Below are 20,088 nucleotides of genomic sequence, written 5' to 3' on the forward strand. Positions count from 1 at the left end.
AAGGAAACCCGTCACCTCATGAAGTCACACCTCCGGCATTCCGTCAACGGCTCGTGCCCATTTCGATGAGAGCAGCTCGAAAGCCGGGCGTCGGCGCCCTTTTCACGCGCGCCGATATCGAATGGAACAAATGCGCTGCGTCAATTCATTCGAACCTCTTGGTCCTGCGGATTCGTGTGGTTTCCTACTGGCCGAAAGGCCCATACGAACGCCCCGCACGCCCCGGGGCGGCCCCCTCGTGGAGCCGGGTTCCCCAGGTGCCCCCAGCCGCGGCGGACTTCCCCAACTCCCTTCGCCATGCCACGGTTTGACCGCAGAATGGCTCCGCCGCGTAGGTGGCACGTGGCACATGCGGACAACAGCACAGACGGGGGACGCGCATGGGGAGTGACGCCGCATGGCCGGAATGAAGCTCTACTCACTCGAATCCAACGACCCGCGCCGGCTCGGCCCCTACCGGCTGCTGCGGAGGATCGCCACCGGCGGCATGGGCCGCATCTACCTCGCCCGCCAGGAGGCGCCGGGCACACCCGCCAGCGCCGCCGGGCCCACCGGCACCGTGGTGGACCACGGGCTCGTCGCGGTCAAGACGCTCCTTGCCGAGGGGATGGTGAGCAGGCCGGACCGGGCGCGGTTCGCCCGCGAGGTGGAGCTGGCGGGGCGGGTCGACAGCGCGTACACCGCCACGGTGCTCGACGCCGACGCGAAGGCGGAGCGCCCATGGCTCGCCATCGAGTTCATACCGGCCCCCAACCTGGCCGAACTCGTCGTCAGTGCCGGGACGTTGCCCGTCGACGCGGTGCGCCGGGTCGCGGCCGGGGCCGCGCGGGCGCTGGTCGAGCTGCACGGCCTGGGGGTCGTCCACCGGGACGTCAAACCCCTGAACATCCTGCTTCCCCACGACGGCCCCCGCCTCATCGACTTCGGCATCTCGCACGCCCACGACCACACCAGCTCGACGACGACCATCGGCACCTTCGCGTTCACGTCGCCGGAGCAGGCGTGCGGCAAGAGGTCCACCGCCGCGTCCGACATGTACTCCCTGGGCGCCACGCTCTTCTTCCTCGCGGTCGGCCGCCCGCCGTACGAGCAGACCGACCGCTCCATCGGGGTCCTCGCCCTCGTCCAGCGCGGCGAGCTGGACACGAGCGGGCTGCCGCCGGAACTGGAACCGTTGATCCTGCCGTTGCTGGAGGTCGACCCCGCGAGGCGTCCCGCGCCGTCCGACGTGCTGCGGGACCTCCTCGCCGACCTCGATCAGGTGGCGGTGGACGGGGGCGCCGAGCGGTGGCTGCCGACGGCGTGGACCGCGCTGATCGAGGAGTACGCCGAACAGGGGCGCCAACTGCGCGACGGGACCGTCGACTTCGATGCGACCGAAGCGCCGACGGAGCTGAAGCCCGACGGCGCCCCGGAGGGTTCGGGCGAGGCGATCAGTGAGATGCGCGAGCAACTGGAGGCGCTGCGCAAGCAGCGGGACGCCTTGGCGCGGGCGCAGGCCGAGGAGCAGGCGGAGGCGGAGGCGCGGGAGCTGGCGCGCCGGGAAGAGGAGGAGCGGAGGAGCAGGGAACAAGCGCGGAGGGACGAGGCAGGACGCAGGGAGCGGGAGCGCAAGGAACAAGAGAGAAGGAAAAAGGAGCAGAGGGAAAAGGATCAGAAGGAACGCGAGCGGAAGGAAAGGGAGCAGAAGGAGAGGGAGCAGAAGGAACGTGAGCGAAAGGAACGTGAGCGAAAGGAGAGGCAGCGCAGGGAACGTGAGCGCATAGCGCGCGAGAAGACCGAAACCTCCACCAAGAACAAGAGCACCGGCACGAAACCGACATCCACGACCACGCCGAAGTCCGGAGCGGCCAAGAAACCCACCACGGCGTCGAGTTCCTCGGAAGGCTGGGGCGGCGGCCTGCTCCTGGTCGTCCTCGTCATCGGGGTCCTGATCTGGCAGCCCTGGGACAAGAAGAGCGACGACACCCCGACGAGCAGCCCCACCCCGCGGTTCACCCTGTCCAGCGGCGGCGGAAGCACCAGCGGCCTCGGTGGCGGCGACGCACTCGGTGACAGCAACACCGACAGCTCGTCCAGTTCCTCCAGCTCATCCAGTTCGTCCGGCGGCGGCTCCGACGACACCGCGACCGAACCCGAACCCGAACCGGAGACCAGCTCCCCCGAGCCCGACCCCACCGAAGACGCCTTCAAGGCCGTCTCGGCCGGGGACTGTCTGGACGTCGTCGACACCGGGTACGGCGGCCTCCGCAGATACGACTGGAGCGAGACGGAACCGAACACGGCGTCCTGCGGCTACGGGACGCGCGTGAGGGTCACCGGCACCACCGACAACTGCGCGTCCGGGGTGGGCAAGGCGACCTGGTCGTACTACTCCACCAGCAGCGGTGAGCGGACGGCGCTCTGCCTCACCGGCCAGTACCGCCAGGGCGACTGCCTGCTCGCCAAGCACGACGGCAACTACGTCAGCAGCATCGCGATGCTGTCGTCCCCGAACTGCACGGACCGCAGGGTTCCCGCCGCGTACAACGAGATCCTGGTCGTCACGGACGTCTACCGGGCGACGCCGGGTACCGGCACCGAGGTCTGCCGCCACGGGCAGTACGACCCCAACACCTACTGGTCCACGAAGGTGGACGACGGCGCGACGCTGCTGTGCCTGAAGGCGTACGACTGAGAGGCGTTCCCACCGGAGGCCCTCGAAGCCACTCATCCGTTCGGCGCCCCGATCATTTCTCCTGGTCAGCAGCGCTCATTGGACATTCCGCTGACGGAGTTCACCCTCCATGGTCGGGAAAGCACATTGCTTGTAGGGGTGTCGACGGATTGGATCGTCAAGATCAAGGCAGCGGCCCCGTCACCGCGTCACACGGCCCGCACGGCTTCCGGGTCGGAAACTGGTACCGAAGGAAGTTCATGACATCCATGCTCGACGGCTGCACGCCCTGGCCCGAGGAGTTCGTCGACCGCTATTGGGCGGCCGGGCACTGGCGTGGCAACACGCTGGACAACCTGCTGCGCGGCTGGGCCCTGCAGTACGGACCGCGGACCGCGCTCGTGCACGGCGGCACCCGCATGACGTACGCGAACCTGAACCGGCGCGTGGACCGCATGGCCGCCGGGTTCCGGCTGCGCGGCCTCCGGCCCGGGCAACGGGTCGTCGTGCAGCTGCCGAGCGTCCCCGAGTTCGTCATCACCGCGTTCGCGCTGATGAGGGCGGGCGCGGTCCCCGTGCTCTGCCCGGTGTCGTACCGCGCGTCCGAGGTCTCCCACCTCGTGCGGGTCACCGAGGCGGTCGGCTACGTCGGTCCCTCGACGTACGAGGGTTTCGACCACACGGCGATGGCCGCGGACATCGCGGCCCGATGGCCCTTCCTGCGGCGGGTGTTCACCTATGAGGCGCCAGGTGCCTCGTCGGGGTACGGCGGTCTGACGACCGACCCGGCGGGCTGCCAGTACTACCCGCTGGGCACCACCGACGCCGCGCCCGAGCCGGCGCTCGGGCAGAGCGCCGGCCAGGTGGCGTTCTTCCTGCTCTCCGGCGGTACCACCGCGCCGCCCAAGCTCATTCCTCGTACCCACAACGACTACGCCTACCAGGCGCGGGCCGCCGCCGAGCTGGTGTCGCTCACCGAGAACGACGTATATCTCGCCGCGTTGCCCGCCGAGTCCAACTTCGCCTTCGGCTGCCCCGGCATCGTCGGCACGCTCTCCGCCGGTGGCACCGTCGCCCTGGCCGCGACCCCGGACCCCGCCGAATGCCTTCCGGCCATCGGGCGAGAGCGGGTCACCCTCACCTCGCTGGAGCCCGCCGCCGCCCAGCGCTGGCTCGACGTACTTCCCACGGTCCAGGCGGATCTGAGCAGTCTGCGCCTCGTGCAGATCGGTGGTGCGCCCTTGCCCCGGTCCACCGCCGAACGGATAGGTCCCGAATGGGGCTGCCGCCTGCAGCAGGTCCTCGGCACGGCCGAGGGGCTGCTCACTCTCACCCATCCCGCCGATCCGGACGAGACCGTGCTCACCACGCAGGGTCGCCCGCTCTCGCCCGACGATGAGATCCGTATCGTCGACGTCGACGGCAAGGACGTGCCCGACGGGGAACCCGGCGAACTCCTCGCCCGAGGTCCGTACACCCCGCGGGGCTACTACCGGGCGCCCGACGACAACGCACGCTCCTTCACCACCGGCGGCTACTTCCGCACCGGCGACCTCGTGCGGCGCACCTCGGACGGCAACCTGGTGGTGACCGGCCGCCTTCCGCGTGAGACGGGGAGCTGAGCGACCTGCTCGGCGATCCTGCGCAGTGATCAGCGATCCATCACGGTGACCAACCGGCACGGGCCATGCCTAGAGGAAAGCCATGTTGCTGAGGATCCTTTGGAGGCGTTGCCACGGTCGAGCCCGGTCATGTCGTGTAGTCCGCGTTGACGCGGATGTAGTCGGCGGAAAGATCGCAGCCGTAGACCGTGGCTTCGGCCTGCCCGAGGCCGAGCGTGATGGCGATGTCGACCTCGTCCCGGCGCATGATGTCGACGAGCTTGCCGAGGGTGTCGGCCTTGGGCTCTTCGGGGTACACCTCGACGCCGCCGAATCTCACGGTGACGTTGCTCGGCGCGATGTCGGTGTCGTCGGTGTTCTTGCCGACGGCCATCAGTACCCGACCCCAGTTGGGGTCGGCACCGTAAACGGCGGTCTTGACCAGAGGAGAGTTCACCACGCTCTTGGCGATGCGTTTGGCCTGTTTGTAGTCGCCGGCCTGGGCGACCGTGACGCGCAAGAGCTTGGTGGCACCTTCGCCGTCACCGGCCATCTGCCGGGTGAGATCCAGGCACAGGTCGGCGAGGGCATCGGAGAACTCCGCCGGATCGACCGGTCCTGCCGCGCCGTTGGCGATGACCGCCACCGTGTCGGAGGTGGAAGTGTCCGTATCGACACTCAGGCAGTTGAACGTGCGATCCACCGCTGTGCGCAAGGCGCTGTCGAGGTCGGCCGGGGAGACGCCGGCGTCGGTGAACACGTAGGCCAGCATCGTGGCCATATTGGGTTCCAGCATGCCGACACCCTTGGCGATGCCCACGATGCGGGCCGGCCCGACGGTCCGTATGGCGGTCTTCGGGCGGGTGTCGGTGGTCATCATCGCGCGGGCCACATCCAGGGGGCCGGCCGTGAACGCCGCGAGTCCGCGCCGGGCAGCCTCGTCGAAGTGCGTACGGATGGTGGGCATCGGCAGCGGGCGTCCGATGACGCCCGTGGAGCCGATGAGTACCTCGTCCTCGGGCATACCCAGAATCCCGGCGACGCGGCGGACGACCTCGGCGGCGTTCTCTGCGCCCTGGCGCCCGGTGGCGACGTTCGCGTTCTGCGCAAGCGTCGTCACGGCACGCAGGTTCTGTGCCGCGGCGTGGGCACGGCTGAGGACTACGGCCGGACCGGCGAAGAGGCTCTGGGTGAACATCGCGGCACTGATGGCCGGCTGGTCCGACGTGACGATGGAGATGTCGTCGCCGTGCTCGCGCAGTCCACCGTGCCCTGTGTAGGCCCGGAAGCCTGTCGGCCATGCAAGGGGGGAAGGGTCTTGAGTTGATGCATGATCATGCGTCATGGCGCATATGTTTGCAGCTCGGGTGCGGGCTGTCCATCCGTTATGCGGGGGTGGTCGCGGTCGGTCGGCCGGTCGGCCGGTGATGGCTGCCGGTTGTCGGGGGAAGGCGCAGCCCGCCCTTCGCGGCCGTCATCGTCCCCGCCGCGCTCGGCGGCCTGGGCGCAACGGCCTTCTGGGGGCCCACGCTGCGGTGATCCGTTGCCCCGCACGACCCTGACGAGTGGGTGGGAGACGCTCGGTGGAATGTCAGGGTCGGCTACCTCCGGCGACGGATGTCCCAGGTGCTGGATCCGGGCGACATTGCTGACATGCGAATCCACACAGCCATCACCACCGCGGTGGTTCTTGCCCTCTCCCTGGCGATCGGAGGGGCGGGGACTGCGGCCTCGGCCACCGCCTCGTCCGACGCGCACCCCTCAACCGCTCATGGGGGCCTGCGGTTTGCGTTGCCGGAGCCGACGGGGCGGCACCAGGTCGGGAGCACGGAGATCCATCTCGTCGACCACGGCCGGCGCGACCCCTGGGTCGCCGACAGGGACCGGGAGCTGATGGTCAGCATCTGGTATCCGGCACGTTCGGCGAGTGGATACCCACGCCGGCCGTACATGCCGCCGGGCGTCGCGCGCTCCGTGGACGCATCCGGCTCGTTCGGGCTTGCCCGACCCGGCGAGGTGGACTGGGCCGCCATCCGGACGGACGCGGCCAGGGCGGCTCCGGCCGACAACCGCAGCAGGCGGCCGATCGTGCTGTACTCGCCGGGCCTGCAGACCTCCCGCACGCTCGGCACCTCAACGGCAGTGGAACTGGCCAGCCGCGGCTATGTCGTCGTCACCGTGGACCACACCTATGAGGCCCCCGCGGTGGAATTCCCGAACGGCCGGATCGAGCGGCAACAGCAGATGTCCGGAGTCGAGGGGCTGAAGAAGGCGGTGGACACCCGGGTGCGCGACACCCGGTTCGTCCTTGACCAGCTCGCTGTGCTGCGGGACGGCCGAAACCCGGATGCCGAGGGGCGCAGCCTGCCCGAGGGGTTGGGCACGGCGCTCGACCTGGACCGGATCGGCATGTACGGCCACTCGGGCGGCGGCGCCACCGCGGCCGAAGCCATGCGCGTGGACCGCCGTATCGATGCGGGCATCAACATGGACGGCACGCTCCAGTACAGCGGCAGCGAATTCCTTCCGGTGGCCCGGGAAGGGCTGGACCGTCCGTTCATGCTCATGGGCAAGGCGAGCCAGACACACCTCAACAAGCCGTCCTGGCAGTCGTTCTGGGACCACTCGACGGGCTGGAGACTCGACCTGAGCCTGGAGCGGGGCAGCCACTTCAGCTACACGGATGCCCAGACGTTCGTGCCCGCTCTGGACGAACGCCTGGACATCCCGGCACAGACCCGTGAGCAGTACATCGGCACCGTGGACCCCGAGCGCAGCACCACCGCCCAGCGCGCCTACATCACGGCCTTCTTCGACCAGCACCTAAGGGGCCGACCGCGACACATTCTGGACGGGCCTTCCCCGTCCTACCCAGAGATGAGCTTCGTCCGATGAGTACGGCGACGAGTGTGGCGATGAGCGAGCCGGCGGGCCATCATCACCTCAGCCCTGCGGCATGGATGAGGAGTTCTTCGCAGACCTCGGGGCCGCGGTCCTTGTCGATGACCGGCGAGCCGATGCCGAAGTCACCGTTGACCCAGTGGGCCTGGACACCGGGGTTGGCGCTGTTGGTCCCGTCGTGCAGGAAGACGTGCGGGCTGCAGTTGACCCGCCCGTCGCTCGCCGCGCGGTACTGGTCCATCACGGCCGCGCGGGCCGACCCGGTGTCGAGCGCGTCGGCCAGCGCGGTCACGTCCACCACACCCGTCCGCTCCGCGACGTCGAGGATGACGTGCCGGAGCGAGATACAGCGCCCCTGCGCCCAGAAGGCCCGGCGCAGCGCCCGGTCGAGCTGTTCGCTGGTGTGCCAGCCCTGTGCCTTGGCCGCGTGGACGGCTTCGAGGGCCGGCAGGGTGGTGACGGGGTAGGTCCAGTCCGGGCCCTGCCAGAGCCGCCAGCCCGCTTCGGGTTCGACGGCGCCGAGCACCGAGATCTCGGAGTCGACGCCGGGCCGGGCGTTGACCTCGCGGTTGAACAGTTCCAGCGGGAAGGCGCGGAAGTCGAACCACAGCTGCCCTTCCAGGCCCAGCCGCTTGCGGGTCTCGTGCAGGCGGTGCACGGCGACATGGGCGAAGGAGCAGTTCAGGTCGGTGAAGACGGCGACGGTGTCCGGGGTGTCCGGGAGCCGGGGGTCCTCGGCGCCGGGCGTGGCGGACGTCGCGTCGACTGCGTCCTTTGGGGTCACGGCTTCTCCTGTACTCGGATCAGGCCCCACCATCCCTCGCTGACGCCCCAGTGCAGGTTGCCGGTGCGGTAGGCGTAGTCGCCGGGATGGTTGGCACGGAAACGGACGGTGCGGGTGCTGGCGGAAGCCAGGGCACCGATCGTGGAGACGAAGGCGCCGCGGCCGGTCTCGGAAGCGTCCCAGACCTGGCCGTGCACGGTGAAGCATTGGTTGCGCATCCGCGCGGCGCCGATGGCGAGATGGATGGCCACCTGGTCGCCGGGGCGGCAGTGCAGCAGCGGGGTCGGCGGCTCGGGGTCGGACAGGTCCGGAGCCAGGGGGTGCAGGGCGGCGGTGCGGTAGTTGTACGCCTTCTGGCCGGAGTCGTCGGGGCTGTCGGAGAAGAGGTCGGTGACCGGCTGGGTGAGGTCGCCGCCGTGGTAGAGCCGCAGGCCGTCCTGGGTGATCAGGACCAGTTCGCGCACCGATTCGGCGTCGGGGCGACGGACCACGGCCTGCTCCCCGGTCCAGCGTTCGCGGCCGGTGGCAGGGTCGTACGGGGTGGCATCCGGCTCCTCGACGACCAGTGCGCCGACCAGGCCGCGGCGCATGTGGGAGACCACGTCGGCGTGCGAGCGCAGCAGGCAGACGCCCGGCTCGTCGGCGTACCAGTGGTAGGTGCGGGAGCCGCCGGGCTTGACCGTGCTGTCCTCGTTGTGGCCGACGTGGGCGCCGTCGTCGGTGCGTACGTCGTACGAGAGGAGGGTGGGGTGCAGGGAGACCCGGCCGGAGACGGTGCGGGCGCCGGGGTCCTCTTCGCCCATCAGCCTGGGGTCGAACGCGCTGGCCGGGGGCGGCCCGCCGAGCTCGTTGATCAGGGTGACCTCGATCCACTCGCCGGCCCGGGCGCGGAGGACCAGGGGCCCTTCGCCGTCCTCGCCGTCGACCGCGTAGACCAGGCCGTACGGGTCGGTGCGCCGGTCGTTGTAGTCGAGGGTGCGGGAGCGGGCGCGGACCGTGTAGCGGCGGGTGGGGCCGGGGCCGGGCGGGGCGGGCGGGGTGTGCGCGCCGGGCAGCGCCGGCAGGTCCCGCTGTCTGCGCCCGTGCATCCGCAGCAGGCCCCAGCAGCCGAGCCACAGCTCACTGCCGGAGGTGAAGGACCACAGGTGGTCGCCGGCGCTCAGGGTGGGGGCCAGGGCGAGCTGGGCCACTTGGGAGATGCCGAGGGTCTGCTGGTTGCGCCAGGCGGTGTCGGGGCGGCGGGGCCATTCGCGCCAGCGGGCGCCGCTGAGGGTGAAGCTGTGCTGGAGGTCGTGCGAGCCCTGCAGGACGTGGAGGCGCAGGTCTTCACCGGGGTAGGCACGCAGCAGCGGGGTGCCGGGGTCGCCGTGGACACCGCTGGAGAACCAGTGGGCCGGTTCGCCCTCCCGGCTTCCGAGCGGCTCGCAGCGGTAGTTGACGCCCATGCCGCCCTGGTCGTCGGGGGCGCCGGGGAACGGCGGCGGGTTGACGGGTTCGCCGTGCGGGTGTCCGGTGTGCCGTTCCAGGGGGACGAAGTCACCGAGCGCCAGGACCATTTCGCGGTACGCGTGGCCGTTGGGCAGCTTGATGACGGCCTGGCTGCCGCGGCGCAGTTCGGTGGCGTGGTCGGCGGGGGAGACCCAGGTGGCACCCTCCGGCTCGGCCATCAGCGCACCGAACAGTCCATGCCGCTGGCGGTAGTTGGCGAGCAGGTGGTCGTGGAAGAAGACGGTGCCGAACTCCTCGTCGAGGTACCAGCGGTACGTCCACGAGTTGTACTGCCCGTACGCCTCCCTGCCCTGGTCGGCGGTGGTCGTCGCGGAGAGGTAGTTCCAGCCGATGGCGGAGCCGTCGGAGACCAGCGGGTCGTACTTCACCAGGTGGGTGTGGAGACCGGCCTCGGGCTGGAACGGCAGCGGCGGGTCGAAGACGGTCGCCTTCTGCGGGCCGGACGGCAGGGCGTTGGTGAGGGTCATCTCCAGGATCTCGCCCTTGTTGGCGCGGATCACCAATGGCTCCAACCGCCGTTCGCCCTTGGCGAGTTGGCTCTTGAAGGCGTCGAGCCCGCCGGCCTCCTCCACTTCCTCGGCGAGGAGGTAGAAGATGCCGTTGTGGTCATGCCAGGTCTCGGCATGCGGCTTCGTCGGGTCGCCGTGGTAGACGAGCATGCCGCTGGTGACCACGAGGTGGTAACGGCGCACCGGTGCGTCCGGCGGGCCGATCTTGGTGAACGCCTCGCCGGGCTGCGGGTTCGCGCAGAACGCCAGCGCCTCCAGCGCGGTGGGCTCGCGCCCCATGCCCGGCGGCTGCAGCGGCGTCCGCGGCGGCCGGGGGTTCTTCTGCGGATAGGTCGCCGACTGGGCGAGGAACCCGGGAAAGCCGGGTCGTCCGGTGGTGGGCAGCGGCGGGGCGTCGCGGTGCGGCAGCGGGACCAGCGGCTGGATCCGGCTGCCGTCCGGGTAGCGTCCGGTGCCGTTCTGGAGGGTGTCGAAGATCCGGAACATGCCCCACATGCCCATGTGGAAGTGCACGTACATATGGCAGTGCCACAGGGAGTCGCCGGCCGCGTGCTGTGTGGAGCCCAGGCCGCCGATCAGCTCCAGGGTCATGCCCTCCTGCGGGCTGATGCTGACTGAGTCCACGATCGGGGAGTGCTCGTCGTCGGGGTCGCGCCGCCACTGGTGGAGGTGGGTGTGGAAGACGTGGGTGTCGCGCATGCCGCCGTGGACGAGCCGGATGACGGCGGGGTCGCCCGCGTAGCCCCGGAGGACCGGGGTGGAGGGGTCGCCGAACATCCAGGAGCTGTGGTGCATCTCCTCGCCGTAGGTGGCATCACGCTCCGCGTCGAGCACCCCGTCCTTCACCATCTTCTGGTAGCGGTACATCCGCCATTCCATCGGCTCGATGCGGAGGTTGACCGGGAGCATCGCGACGTTGGGCGGGGTGAGGTCGGCCAGGCTGTCGGACTCTTCGGACTGCTCGGCCGGCGCGGGCCTCCCGGGCTTGGCGAGCTGGTCGGCACGGGGGATGCGCAGCGTCCGCGTCCGGTCGGGCGCCGGGGCGGCCGTATCGCCCATACCACCGTGATCGTGCCCGCCTCCGTGCCCGCCGTCGTGTCCACCATCGTGCCCGCCGTCGTGCCCACCGCCGTGACCGCCGCCGTGCCCGTGCCCCGGCATGGGCGGCGCGGTGGCGGGGTTGGCATTGCTCGGATACTCCATCATGAAGACCACGAACTCGCGGAAGCTCCGCCCGGGCAGGTGCACATCCGCGTAGAGCCCGGTCGCCAGCGGACTGCCGGACTCCGGGTCGGTCCAGGTGGCTCCCGGCGCCTCGACGACCAGCGCGCCGACCATCCCGTGGCTCTGGGTCCCCTCACCCCGGGCGTCGGACATGTCGCCGAAGTGGAAGACGCCTTCGTGCTCGCACACCCACTCGTAGACCCGTGCCTCGCCCGGCTGCACCCTGCTGTCAGGGTTGGCGCCGACCGCCGACCCGTCCATGGCGCGGGCGTCGTAGCGCACGCCCTGCATGGTGATCCCGGCCGGGCGGGACAACTCGTTGCTCAGCCGTACCCGCAGCCGCTCGCCCTTGCGTACGCGCAGCACCAGCGGCCGGGCGAGCGGATGCGGGCGCGGTACCAGCTCGGGCTCCTCCAGGTAGCTGGGGAAGGGCTCGGGCCAGGTGGCCGCCACCTCACGCAGCTCGTGGGCGTCACGGGCCAGCGTGTACAGCGCCCCGTCTCGGTCGTGATCGCCGTACTCGTTGTAGGCGATCGGAACTTGGAGCGCGACCACGTCGTACGTCCTGATGGGACGGCCGTCGCGGGTCTGCTCGCCTGGTGTGAATGCGGTGCTCATGATGTGCTCCCCCGTTGTGCTGATCGTGCTGGTGTCCGTTGTGCTCAGGGTTGTGGGCGTTCTCCCGTCGACGGTGTTCCGTGCGGGCGGGTGCTGTGCGAGAAGCGGGCGAGGGTGGTGTCGCCGGAGAGCACCCGACCCTCCCAGCGGTAGCGCTGCCCGAAGGAGTCGTCCGGTCCGGCGTCCCGGCTGAAGGTCAGCGCGATCCGGTCGCCGCGCCGTACGGGTACCGCCTCGGCGACCGGCAGATAGCAGTGCTTCCAGCTGTCGGAGGTCGTACGGGCCCGGTCGGCGCCGCCGGTGTCGTCACCGGAGATGTCCAGGGCGACGGAGTCCGACAGGGTCGCCACGAAGTAGCCCTTGAATCCGGTGAACAGGCCGTCCCGGCGGACGGTGTAGACCAGCGGCAGCCGGTAGTCGGTGTCCGCCGCCCCGTCTCCGAGGTCGTACACCCTGGCCGGCCGGGGCGCTGCGAGGTATGCCCCCACCGGGAGGACCGCGTCGTAGTAGAGGTCGAACGGGCTCCGGGCCCCGCGTCGGCGCAACAGCGCGGCGAAGTCGGCGGCGCTGCCCGCGTCCTCGGGCACCCCTCGGGCCACCTGGGCATGGGCCCGCTCGGCGGCCACCGGGACGAGGTAGCTCTCCACCCGTCGCGGCAGCATGGTGCCGCCGGGCTTGAGGAAGCGGCGCCGGGCATCGGCGAGGATCGCGGCGAAGTTCTCGTTGTCGGCGAGATTGCCCATGATCTCGGAGATGACCAGGTCCACCCGCTCGGGCAGCTCCAGCCCGAAGGAGAGCCCGGCGAGGGGGTGGAAGCGGTCGCCGAATCCGGCGGCGGTGAGCCGGTCCGCGGCCGTGTCGAGGATCTTCTCGTTGAGGTCGATGCCGTAGACCCGGTCGGCGCCGGCCTCCAGGGCCCAGCGGGCCAGGATGCCGGTGCCGGTGCCGAGGTCGAGGACGGTGTCCCCGGGGCGTACGGCCTCGAAGACAGCAGCCCGGAACGCCGCCATCCGTACGTGGTCGCCCAGCATCAGGTCGTGGAATCCGTCGTCCCACTCCAGCAGTTGCTCCGACGCCGGGAGCCAGATCTGCTCGGGCTCGTAGTCCTGCCCGAGGACACCGGACCGGTGGACGGTGAGCGCATCGGTGGCGGGCCCGGCCACCGGGCAGCCGGTGGCCAGGTCGAAGCCGGTGCGGTGCAGCGGGCAGGTGATTCGCAGCGTGCGCGGGTTGACGAAGCCGTGGACGAGCCGGCCCTTGCGGTGCGGGCAGGAAGCGTCGATGACGAACTCCCGCCCGGCGACCCGTACGCGGACCCGGTCGCCGGGCAGCTCTTCGAGGACCGCGTCCGTCATACCGCCTCCCTCGCCCGCTGTACGGCGGCGTCGAAGGCGTCCCCGATCAGGCCGGAGAGCAGCTGGGCGCCGATCCACACCTTGGTGGGGTCGAGACCGTGCACGGCCTCGTACTCCTTGACGGCCTGCTGCATCTCCTTCATGTGAAAGGTGTCGATGTGCAGATGCTCGGTGTAGTACCGGCCGTTGGCGATCCCGAGGCGGGAGCAGGCGCGGGCCTGGACCTGGAAGGCGTCGGGGATGCTGGCTTCCAGGTACGCCAGTCCGCCGAGGAAGTACTCGACATCCGGGGCGCGTTGGGTGAGCCAGTAGAAGACGTTGAGGAACTGGAAGGTCTCGTCGCCGGTGGTGTCGAGGAAGGACTCCGTCTCCTGAGGGAGGCCCAGCTCGGCGAGAAGGTCGCGGTAGAGCTGCGAGTGCGCCTGCTGGAGGTTGCCGCAGCCGAACTCGTCGATGAGCACCCGCATCACGGCCATCTGCGCCTTGATGGGGAGGCGGGGTATCGCGGGGAAGAAGTTCTGCGCCTCGGTCAGACCGTCGAGGGCGAACTCCCTTACCACACAGGTGAATTCCTCACGAGTGGCCTCCTCGGCGAGATACTTCCCGGCCGGGCCGCCGGCGCGCTCCTCGGCGAGCAGGGCGTCCAGGTGCGCGATCCACTGGGCGCGGGAGACGAGCGGCTCGGAGCGGGCGGCGAGCCCGGCGATCCGTGGCTCGATCCAGCCCTCCTCCAGCTCCTCGATCTCCGCGAGGACCTCGGAGGTGACGCGCGAGCGGTTGAGGACGAACAGGCGCCGGTGTGCGCTGCCCGTCTTCTGCGGTGTCGGTGTCGGTGTCGGTGTCCGTGTCGGTGTCGGTGTCGTGATGCTCATGACGGGATCTCTCCGGTATCGACGGCCGGGTCGGCATCGGCCGTACGGTCGGTCTCCAGTACGCCGCGCCGGCACAGCTCGGTCTTGAGCGCGCGGTACCAGTCGTCGCGCTCAAGCCCGAACCGCACGCAGGCCGCGGTGAGTTCGGCGGCCCGGTCCGCCGTCGGATCGGTGAACAGGGCCGCACACAGGGCGGGTTCGACATTGGCCAGCGCCAGGACGTACCCGTCGACGGGCCCGGACTCCAGCAGCAGATGCTCCAGGCCCTGGAGGACGGGCACGCCGGGACGGGCGGCGACCAGTTGCCGGGTGAACCGGCCGCTGCCCGCCGAGTCCTTGACGCCGGCCACGGCGGGCAGCGCGCAGATCCTCAGCAGAGTGCCGAGTTCGAGGGCGTTTCCGGAGACCGCGGACTCGTGGTAGACGACCAGGGGCAGCCGGGTCGCCCGCGCCAGTTGCTCGTAGTGCCGGTACATCTCCTCCTGGGTGACCCCGGGCCCGTACGGGGTGGTCACCGCCACGGCGCGGGCGCCGAGCTGCTCGGCGGTCCGCGCGCGGGCGGCGACCTCGGCCGTGGTGGGCCGAAGGACGCCCGCCACCACCGGCAGCCCGTCGGCGTGCCGGAGGGTGGCGGACACCATCGCTTCCCACTGACGCTCCGTCAGACTGCCGCCCTCGCCGGTGCTGAGGGTCGGCAGCAGAGCGCTGACGTGCGGGCGTACCGAGGCGACCAGGCGCGCGACGGCGGGCTCGGATACCTCTCCGGTGGCCGTGAGCGGCGTCACCAGCGCGACGGTCACTCCTGGGAACACGCCGCGCTCGCCTCCTTCGGTACGGGTTTCCGTAGGGTCGTCACGGGCCTTCCACCGGTATGCGCAGGGCCAGGGACTGCTGGTACAGCTTCTCCAGCGGCTCGGGGAAGGACGGCTCGGGGCCGCTGACCGAAGCCGGAGCCTCGACGGGCAGCCCGCCGCGCGCGCCGTGGTCCAGCAGCCGGGCGCTGGCCGAGTGCAGCCGTCCGTGCCGGTTGAGGACCATGCCCAGCAGCAACCGCTCGTGTACGGGCAGCGTGCCGGGCGGCTCCCCGTCGAGTCCGCGTCGTACATCGGCCTCGTCGTACGGCGGGCGCGCGATGTCCATGACGGTGTGCAGATTGTCCATGAACGGGTAGTAGGCGTCCTGGAGTTCGCGGTCGAACCGCCAGATGACGTCGTCGCAGCGGCCGACCTGCTCCTGGCTCATCACCACCCGGCCGTTCAACCGGGTGGTGAAGAACGCCTTGCAGGCGCGCCGGAGCCGGTCGTCAGCGCTGTTCATCCCGAGGAACAGCGCGGCGTCGGCGTACGTGTCCGACGTGGCGTCAGCGGCCATAACGGTCCAGCACCTCACGCATCCGCACCATGGCGTCGGCGAACAGTTCGGGCTCCCGGGCCAGCGCCAGGCGCACATGGGACTCGCCCTTGCCCGGCTGACTCCAGAAGAAGTACCGGCCCGGCAGGACGTACACCTGCTCGGCGCTCAGCAGCCGCTGCAGTTCGGTGGCGGTCAGCTCCGGGTGGTCGATCCGGGCCCAGGCCACGCTGACCTTGGCGACCGGTTCCTGGTACTCCAGGATCGTGCCGTCCAGCGCCTTGCGCACCGCGTCGCGGTTGGCGGTGAGCACCTCGCGCACCGAGGCGAGCTGGTCGGCGGCGGAGTCCTCGACGTACTGGGTGAGCATGTTCAGTACGAACGGCGAGACGTTGAGCAGGACGCTGGTGTGGAGGTTGTAGATGTCCTCGCGGATGTCGTCGCTGGCGGTGACCATCGCGGCCTTGGCGTCCTGGACGGGCCAGGTCTTGCCGGTGTCCTCGATGGCCAGGTACGACACTCCGGAGGACTCCAGCAGCTCGTAGATGTCGAACCGCGCCAGCTCGGGGTCGAAGAGCGTGAAGGACGCGAAGCAGAAGTCGATGACCAGCAGCTTGTGGTGGTCCTTGCAGAAGCGGACGACCTCCTCGAAGCCCTTGCGTCCGTGCTGGAGCAGGCTGAAGCCGGTCGGGTTGTTGGGGTCGACGAGGAAGAGCGCGTCGGTCCGGACCCGGCGCTTGAGCTCGGAGTAGATCCGGTCCGGGTCGTGCAGCGCGGCCTCGTCGAGGGGGTAGAGCGGTACGTCCATGTTGGCGAGGACGTCGTAGAGGTTGTCGAAGCAGGGCTCGACGAGCGTGACGGCCATCCGCCGCCGCTTGAGGTACATCCCCACGACCATGGTCGAGATCGACGCGGCGTAGGAGAGCAGGGTCTTGTTCTTGGCCAGGGCGGTGGGTTGCCGGTGCAACCGGAAGAACGCCTCGGTGAACTTCTGCTCGAAGGTGGCCTGCAGGCCCTCCTCGGCCTCGTACCACAGCTCGGGCAGCCGGCCGACGATACGGTGCTGGCTCGCGGACTGCCGCTGGTGGGTGTGGGCGTCGCCGAGGTTGAACGTGGCGCGCAGCGCCTGGATCTCGTGCTGCGTCAGGTCGAGCAGTTCCTGCTGCGGTTCGGTGGTGGTGCGCATGGTGCCGTGCGGGTTCATGCTTCCTCCAGTCACACACGGTGCTCTTGGGCGCGGCGGCGCGGCGCAAGCAGGTGCGTCAGCGCCCCGTCGGACGTGGGAGGTTCATCGGTGTGGCCCGCGCCGTCGGCCGGCGTGCGCCGGCTGGTGGCATGGCGTGGTGCGGGCCCGGATCTACCGGCGTGCGTCGTCAGCCGACGCTTATACGTGAAGGGGCCCGGGCAACAGAGTGCGGCGGCATAGGGCCGCCGGATGCGCGATGCGGGCGCGGTCGGTCAATCCAGTCACGATTCCCCCCGTAAGCGGACTGCAGTCCGATTGGCGACTCTAGTCATACCGGACACCGGAGGACAATCGATTTCCGGCCGTGGGGGAGTGGGTAGACTTTTCGCATCCTTTACGCGCGACCGGTGCTTTCCGCCGGTGACCGTGGCGAACGGAGGCCCCACGTGCACAAACGGTCGACCGGCGAACTGGCCGATTTGTCCGCCCGTCCGCCTCAGGAACGCGCGGACGCCGCACGCAACCGCAACCGCATCCTCACCGCCGCCGCCCAACTCTTCGCCGAGCACGGGGTGGACGGGGTCTCCCTGGACGCCATCGCGGCGCGGGCCCAGGTCGGCAAGGGCACGCTCTTCCGCAGATTCGGCGACAAGGCCGGGCTGGCCGCCGCCCTGCTGGACGGCGAGGACCGGGACCTGCAGGAGCGCATCCTCTTCGGCCCGCCCCCGCTCGGCCCGGGCGCCGCACCCGCCGCTCGCATCACGGCCTTCTTCGACGCCTACCTCGACCTGCTGGAAGTGAACCTCGAACTGGTCCGGCTCTCCGAGACCGCGGCGCCGGGCGCCCGCTACCGCGTCGGCTCGTACCGCTTCTGGCAGCACCATCTGGCGATCCTGCTGACCGAGGCCCGGCCCGAGCTGGACGCGGACTGCGTCGCTCATCTCCTGCTGGCGCCACTCGACGCCGACCTTCAACACTCCTTGCGGGAGCGGGGGTTCGCGGACGGGCGGACCCGGGCGGCGGTCGGCGGCCTGGTGCGCCAGGTGCTGGGCGGATGACGTCGTGACATGAGCGGGTCCAGGCATGGCGCCATGCCTGGACCCGCACCCCTCCCCTTCCGACCGGTCAGACCTCCCTGACCGCCTCCAGCTCCAGCGCCAGCTCGATCTCCTTGGAGACCAGGATGCCGCCGGACTCCAGGGCCATGTTCCAGCTCAGGCCCCAGTGCTCACGGTTGATCTTGCCGCGGGCCGAGAAGACCGTACGGTCGTTGTCCCACGGGTCGCGCGCATAGCCGAGGTAGTCGACGGCGAGGGTGACCGGGCGGGTCACGCCCTTGATGGTCAGCTCGCCGGTCAGCGTGCCGCTCGTGCCGTCCCAGGTCACCGAGGTCGAACGGAAGTCGGCCTTCGGGTGGTTCGCCACATCGAAGAAGTCCTCCGAGCGGAGGTGGTCGTCGCGGGTCTGGTCCCCGCTGTCGACGCTCGCCATGTCGATCACGGCGGTCACCTTGCTGTCCTCGGGTCGCTCACCGACCTCCACGGTCGCATCGACCTTGGTGAAGCGGCCGCGCACCTTGGCGAGCATGAAGTGCCGTCCCACGAAGCCGACTTCGGCGTGGCCGGGGTCGACCTTCCAGATCCCGGCGGCCGGCAGCTCGACGCCGTCGACTGTACGGGTCGGACCGATTCCACTGGTCATTTCTCTCCTCCCCCTCCCGTTGCACGGATGCCCTGGAGCGAAGTCCGCCACAGGCATTCCGCATCCGGATTCCGTATCCAGCTTCCGTATCCGGAGTCCGATACCTGGATCAGGCGCCGGTCTCGGTCGGCAGCCCGGCCCCGATCCAGTCGTCCTTGCCCTCTTCGTACTCGTGGACGTTGGCGTAACCCAGCTCGACCAGCCGCTCGGCGGCGATCCGCGAGTTCGGGCAGGGCGTGTTGGCGCAGTAGACGACGACGTCGGCCTGCTTGTCCGGCAGCAGCCCCGGGGCCAGCTTGTCGACCGCGTCGTGCGGCAGGTTCAGCGCACCGGGCAGGTGCGCCTTGGTGTAGTACTCCGCGGGCAGCGCCTCGACCACCGTGGCGGCCCCCGCGTCGATCTTCTTCTTGAGCTCGTCGCGCGTGATCTTCCGGACCATGTGAGTCACACCTCCATTGGATGACGGGCAGCTGCCGTCACCGATCTGTGCGTACGCACACACATTAACAGGTGCGTGCGCCCGCACACAATGCCGGATACACTGGCCTGGTGAGCGACACAAAGAACCCGGGAAGGCACCGACTCGACGCCTGGCGTGCCCTGCTGCTGGCGCACAACGCAGCCGTACGCGCCATCGAGAGCGATGTGCAGCGGGACGGGCGCATCCCGCTCACGTGGTACGACGTACTGCTGGAGCTGAAGGACGCCGGCGAGCGCGGCCTGCGGATGCAGGAGGTCGCCAACCGGGTCGTGCTCAGTCGTACCCGAGTGAGCCGGCTGGTGGACGAGATGGTCCGGGTCGGCCTGGTGACGAAACAGGCCGACCCCGCCGACAAGCGGGTGTCCTGGGCCGCCATCACCGAGGAAGGCGCGGCCGCGCTCAAGGAGACCGCACCGGTCTACCTGCGCAGCATCCGGCGACACTTCTCCGCCCACCTCACGGACGAGGAGGCAGCGGTGATCACCGAGGCGCTCCTCAAGGTCGCCCAGGGTGGCGGCACGGAGATCCACTGGGGCTGATCCTGGGTGCGCCGGTCAGACCGGGGGAGCGTTGCCGGCGTACACCCTGCTGACCCCGCGGCATGACTCCGCTTGACCTTGACACGGTGACAAGGTCTTCACTGCGGAGCAGCCAAGGAGATGGTCCCGACGACCATGCCGGAACAGGACACGAACACGATGCAAGCTCTCCAGGGGCTGGAGAACGGCAGCTCGTCGGTGCGGCTGCGGGCGGCGCTGGCAATCGGCACGACCCCGGACCCGCGGTTCGTCGACAAGCTCATCGAGCGATGCGCGATCGAGCCCGAATTCTCCGTGCGGGAAATGCTCACCTGGGCACTCACCCGCCACTCGGCATCGATGACGGTCCCAGGGCTCATCGACGAACTCCGCTCCGAGCTCGCGCAGGCACGAAGCCAGGCATTGCACACGCTGTCCAAGATCGGGGATCGGCGGGCGTGGCCGGCGATCACACGGGCGCTGCTGACCGACGCCGACGACGAGGTGGCGCGAAGCGCCTGGCGGGCAGCGGTCGTGCTCGTACCCGAAGGCGAAGGACGCGAGCTGGCCGCGGTGTTGGCGACCCAGCTCGGACGCGGCGAACGTGTCACACAGCTGAGCCTCAGCCGGGCGCTGATCGCGCTCGGTGCGATGATCACGCCGACCCTGCGCGCCGCGACGACGGATCTCGACCCTCGCGTGCGCGCCCACGCGAGCGCCACGGAACGGCTGATGCGTGACCCGGACGCCGGCTTCGACTTCGCGATCGAGGAGGCGAAGCGCATCGTGGCCCTCGGCACGACCGGCCAGGAGAGGTGACAGT

Annotated in this window: 16 protein-coding genes; 6 read left to right on the forward strand and 10 right to left on the reverse strand. The window is 70.0% G+C overall.

Annotated elements, in window-relative coordinates; genetic code table 11:
• The first annotated feature begins 397 nt into the window (after positions 1-397).
• Complete coding sequence (locus ACFWZH_RS27685; protein WP_384436796.1) at positions 398-2,677, forward strand: protein kinase; 2,280 nt, start codon at positions 398-400, stop codon at positions 2,675-2,677.
• Between the two features lie 239 nt (positions 2,678-2,916).
• Positions 2,917-4,278, forward strand: a complete 1,362-nt coding sequence (locus ACFWZH_RS27690; RefSeq protein WP_384436799.1) for a (2,3-dihydroxybenzoyl)adenylate synthase — start codon at positions 2,917-2,919, stop codon at positions 4,276-4,278.
• A gap of 127 nt (positions 4,279-4,405) precedes the next feature.
• Here ACFWZH_RS27690 and argJ read toward each other — a convergent pair whose 3' ends face one another.
• Positions 4,406-5,602, reverse strand: coding sequence for a bifunctional glutamate N-acetyltransferase/amino-acid acetyltransferase ArgJ (gene argJ / locus ACFWZH_RS27695; protein ID WP_384436802.1), 1,197 nt, complete (start codon positions 5,600-5,602; stop codon positions 4,406-4,408).
• Positions 5,603-5,910: 308 nt separating this feature from the next.
• Here argJ and ACFWZH_RS27700 point away from each other — a divergent pair, with 308 nt between their 5' ends.
• A complete protein-coding gene (locus tag ACFWZH_RS27700) occupies positions 5,911-7,152 on the forward strand; it encodes an alpha/beta hydrolase family protein (protein WP_384436805.1) in 1,242 nt (413 codons plus the stop codon).
• Positions 7,153-7,195: 43 nt separating this feature from the next.
• Here ACFWZH_RS27700 and ACFWZH_RS27705 read toward each other — a convergent pair whose 3' ends face one another.
• The 7 genes from ACFWZH_RS27705 to ACFWZH_RS27735 are packed head-to-tail and all read right to left on the reverse strand — an operon-like array spanning position 7,196 to position 16,583.
• A complete protein-coding gene (locus ACFWZH_RS27705; protein WP_384436808.1) occupies positions 7,196-7,942 on the reverse strand; it encodes a DsbA family protein in 747 nt (248 codons plus the stop codon).
• The gene (locus ACFWZH_RS27710) at positions 7,939-11,802 is read right to left on the reverse strand and encodes a multicopper oxidase domain-containing protein (protein WP_384436811.1); all 3,864 of its coding nucleotides are present in this window, start codon (positions 11,800-11,802) and stop codon (positions 7,939-7,941) included. The genes ACFWZH_RS27705 and ACFWZH_RS27710 overlap by 4 nt, the downstream gene beginning before the upstream one ends.
• 44 nt (positions 11,803-11,846) lie before the next feature.
• Positions 11,847-13,157, reverse strand: coding sequence for a methyltransferase domain-containing protein (locus tag ACFWZH_RS27715; protein ID WP_384436814.1), 1,311 nt, complete (start codon positions 13,155-13,157; stop codon positions 11,847-11,849).
• Positions 13,154-14,029 carry an iron-containing redox enzyme family protein gene (locus ACFWZH_RS27720; RefSeq protein ID WP_384436817.1) on the reverse strand — a complete coding sequence of 292 codons (876 nt, stop codon included), beginning with the start codon at positions 14,027-14,029 and terminating at the stop codon, positions 13,154-13,156. The genes ACFWZH_RS27715 and ACFWZH_RS27720 overlap by 4 nt, the downstream gene beginning before the upstream one ends.
• Complete coding sequence (locus ACFWZH_RS27725) at positions 14,026-14,841, reverse strand: dihydrodipicolinate synthase family protein (protein WP_384436820.1); 816 nt, start codon at positions 14,839-14,841, stop codon at positions 14,026-14,028. The genes ACFWZH_RS27720 and ACFWZH_RS27725 overlap by 4 nt, the downstream gene beginning before the upstream one ends.
• A 40-nt stretch (positions 14,842-14,881) precedes the next feature.
• A complete protein-coding gene (locus tag ACFWZH_RS27730) occupies positions 14,882-15,400 on the reverse strand; it encodes a DUF6190 family protein (RefSeq protein ID WP_384436823.1) in 519 nt (172 codons plus the stop codon).
• Positions 15,390-16,583 (reverse strand): pyridoxal phosphate-dependent aminotransferase, encoded by a 1,194-nt coding sequence (locus ACFWZH_RS27735; RefSeq protein ID WP_384436825.1) that lies wholly within the window; start codon positions 16,581-16,583, stop codon positions 15,390-15,392. Before ACFWZH_RS27735 ends, ACFWZH_RS27730 begins: the two co-directional genes overlap by 11 nt.
• A gap of 428 nt (positions 16,584-17,011) precedes the next feature.
• On the opposite strand from ACFWZH_RS27735, the gene ACFWZH_RS27740 reads away from it, so the two are divergent.
• Entirely contained in the window at positions 17,012-17,623 is a 612-nt protein-coding gene (locus ACFWZH_RS27740; RefSeq protein WP_384436828.1) for a TetR/AcrR family transcriptional regulator, read from the forward strand.
• A 67-nt stretch (positions 17,624-17,690) separates the two neighbouring features.
• On the opposite strand, the gene ACFWZH_RS27745 is transcribed toward ACFWZH_RS27740, so the two are convergent.
• Together ACFWZH_RS27745 and ACFWZH_RS27750 are read right to left on the reverse strand one after the other, a co-directional pair.
• Positions 17,691-18,266, reverse strand: coding sequence for a YceI family protein (locus ACFWZH_RS27745; RefSeq protein ID WP_384436832.1), 576 nt, complete (start codon positions 18,264-18,266; stop codon positions 17,691-17,693).
• A gap of 109 nt (positions 18,267-18,375) precedes the next feature.
• On the reverse strand, positions 18,376-18,705 hold the full coding sequence (locus tag ACFWZH_RS27750) for a rhodanese-like domain-containing protein (RefSeq protein ID WP_384436835.1): 330 nt from the start codon (positions 18,703-18,705) through the stop codon (positions 18,376-18,378).
• A gap of 110 nt (positions 18,706-18,815) precedes the next feature.
• Here ACFWZH_RS27750 and ACFWZH_RS27755 point away from each other — a divergent pair, with 110 nt between their 5' ends.
• On the forward strand, positions 18,816-19,286 hold the full coding sequence (locus ACFWZH_RS27755) for a MarR family winged helix-turn-helix transcriptional regulator (protein WP_384436838.1): 471 nt from the start codon (positions 18,816-18,818) through the stop codon (positions 19,284-19,286).
• A gap of 120 nt (positions 19,287-19,406) precedes the next feature.
• Entirely contained in the window at positions 19,407-20,084 is a 678-nt protein-coding gene (locus tag ACFWZH_RS27760) for a HEAT repeat domain-containing protein (protein ID WP_384436841.1), read from the forward strand.
• The last annotated feature ends 4 nt before the right edge of the window (positions 20,085-20,088 follow it).

This window comes from Streptomyces sp. NPDC059008, from assembly GCF_042749045.1.
Taxonomy (GTDB): domain Bacteria; phylum Actinomycetota; class Actinomycetes; order Streptomycetales; family Streptomycetaceae; genus Streptomyces.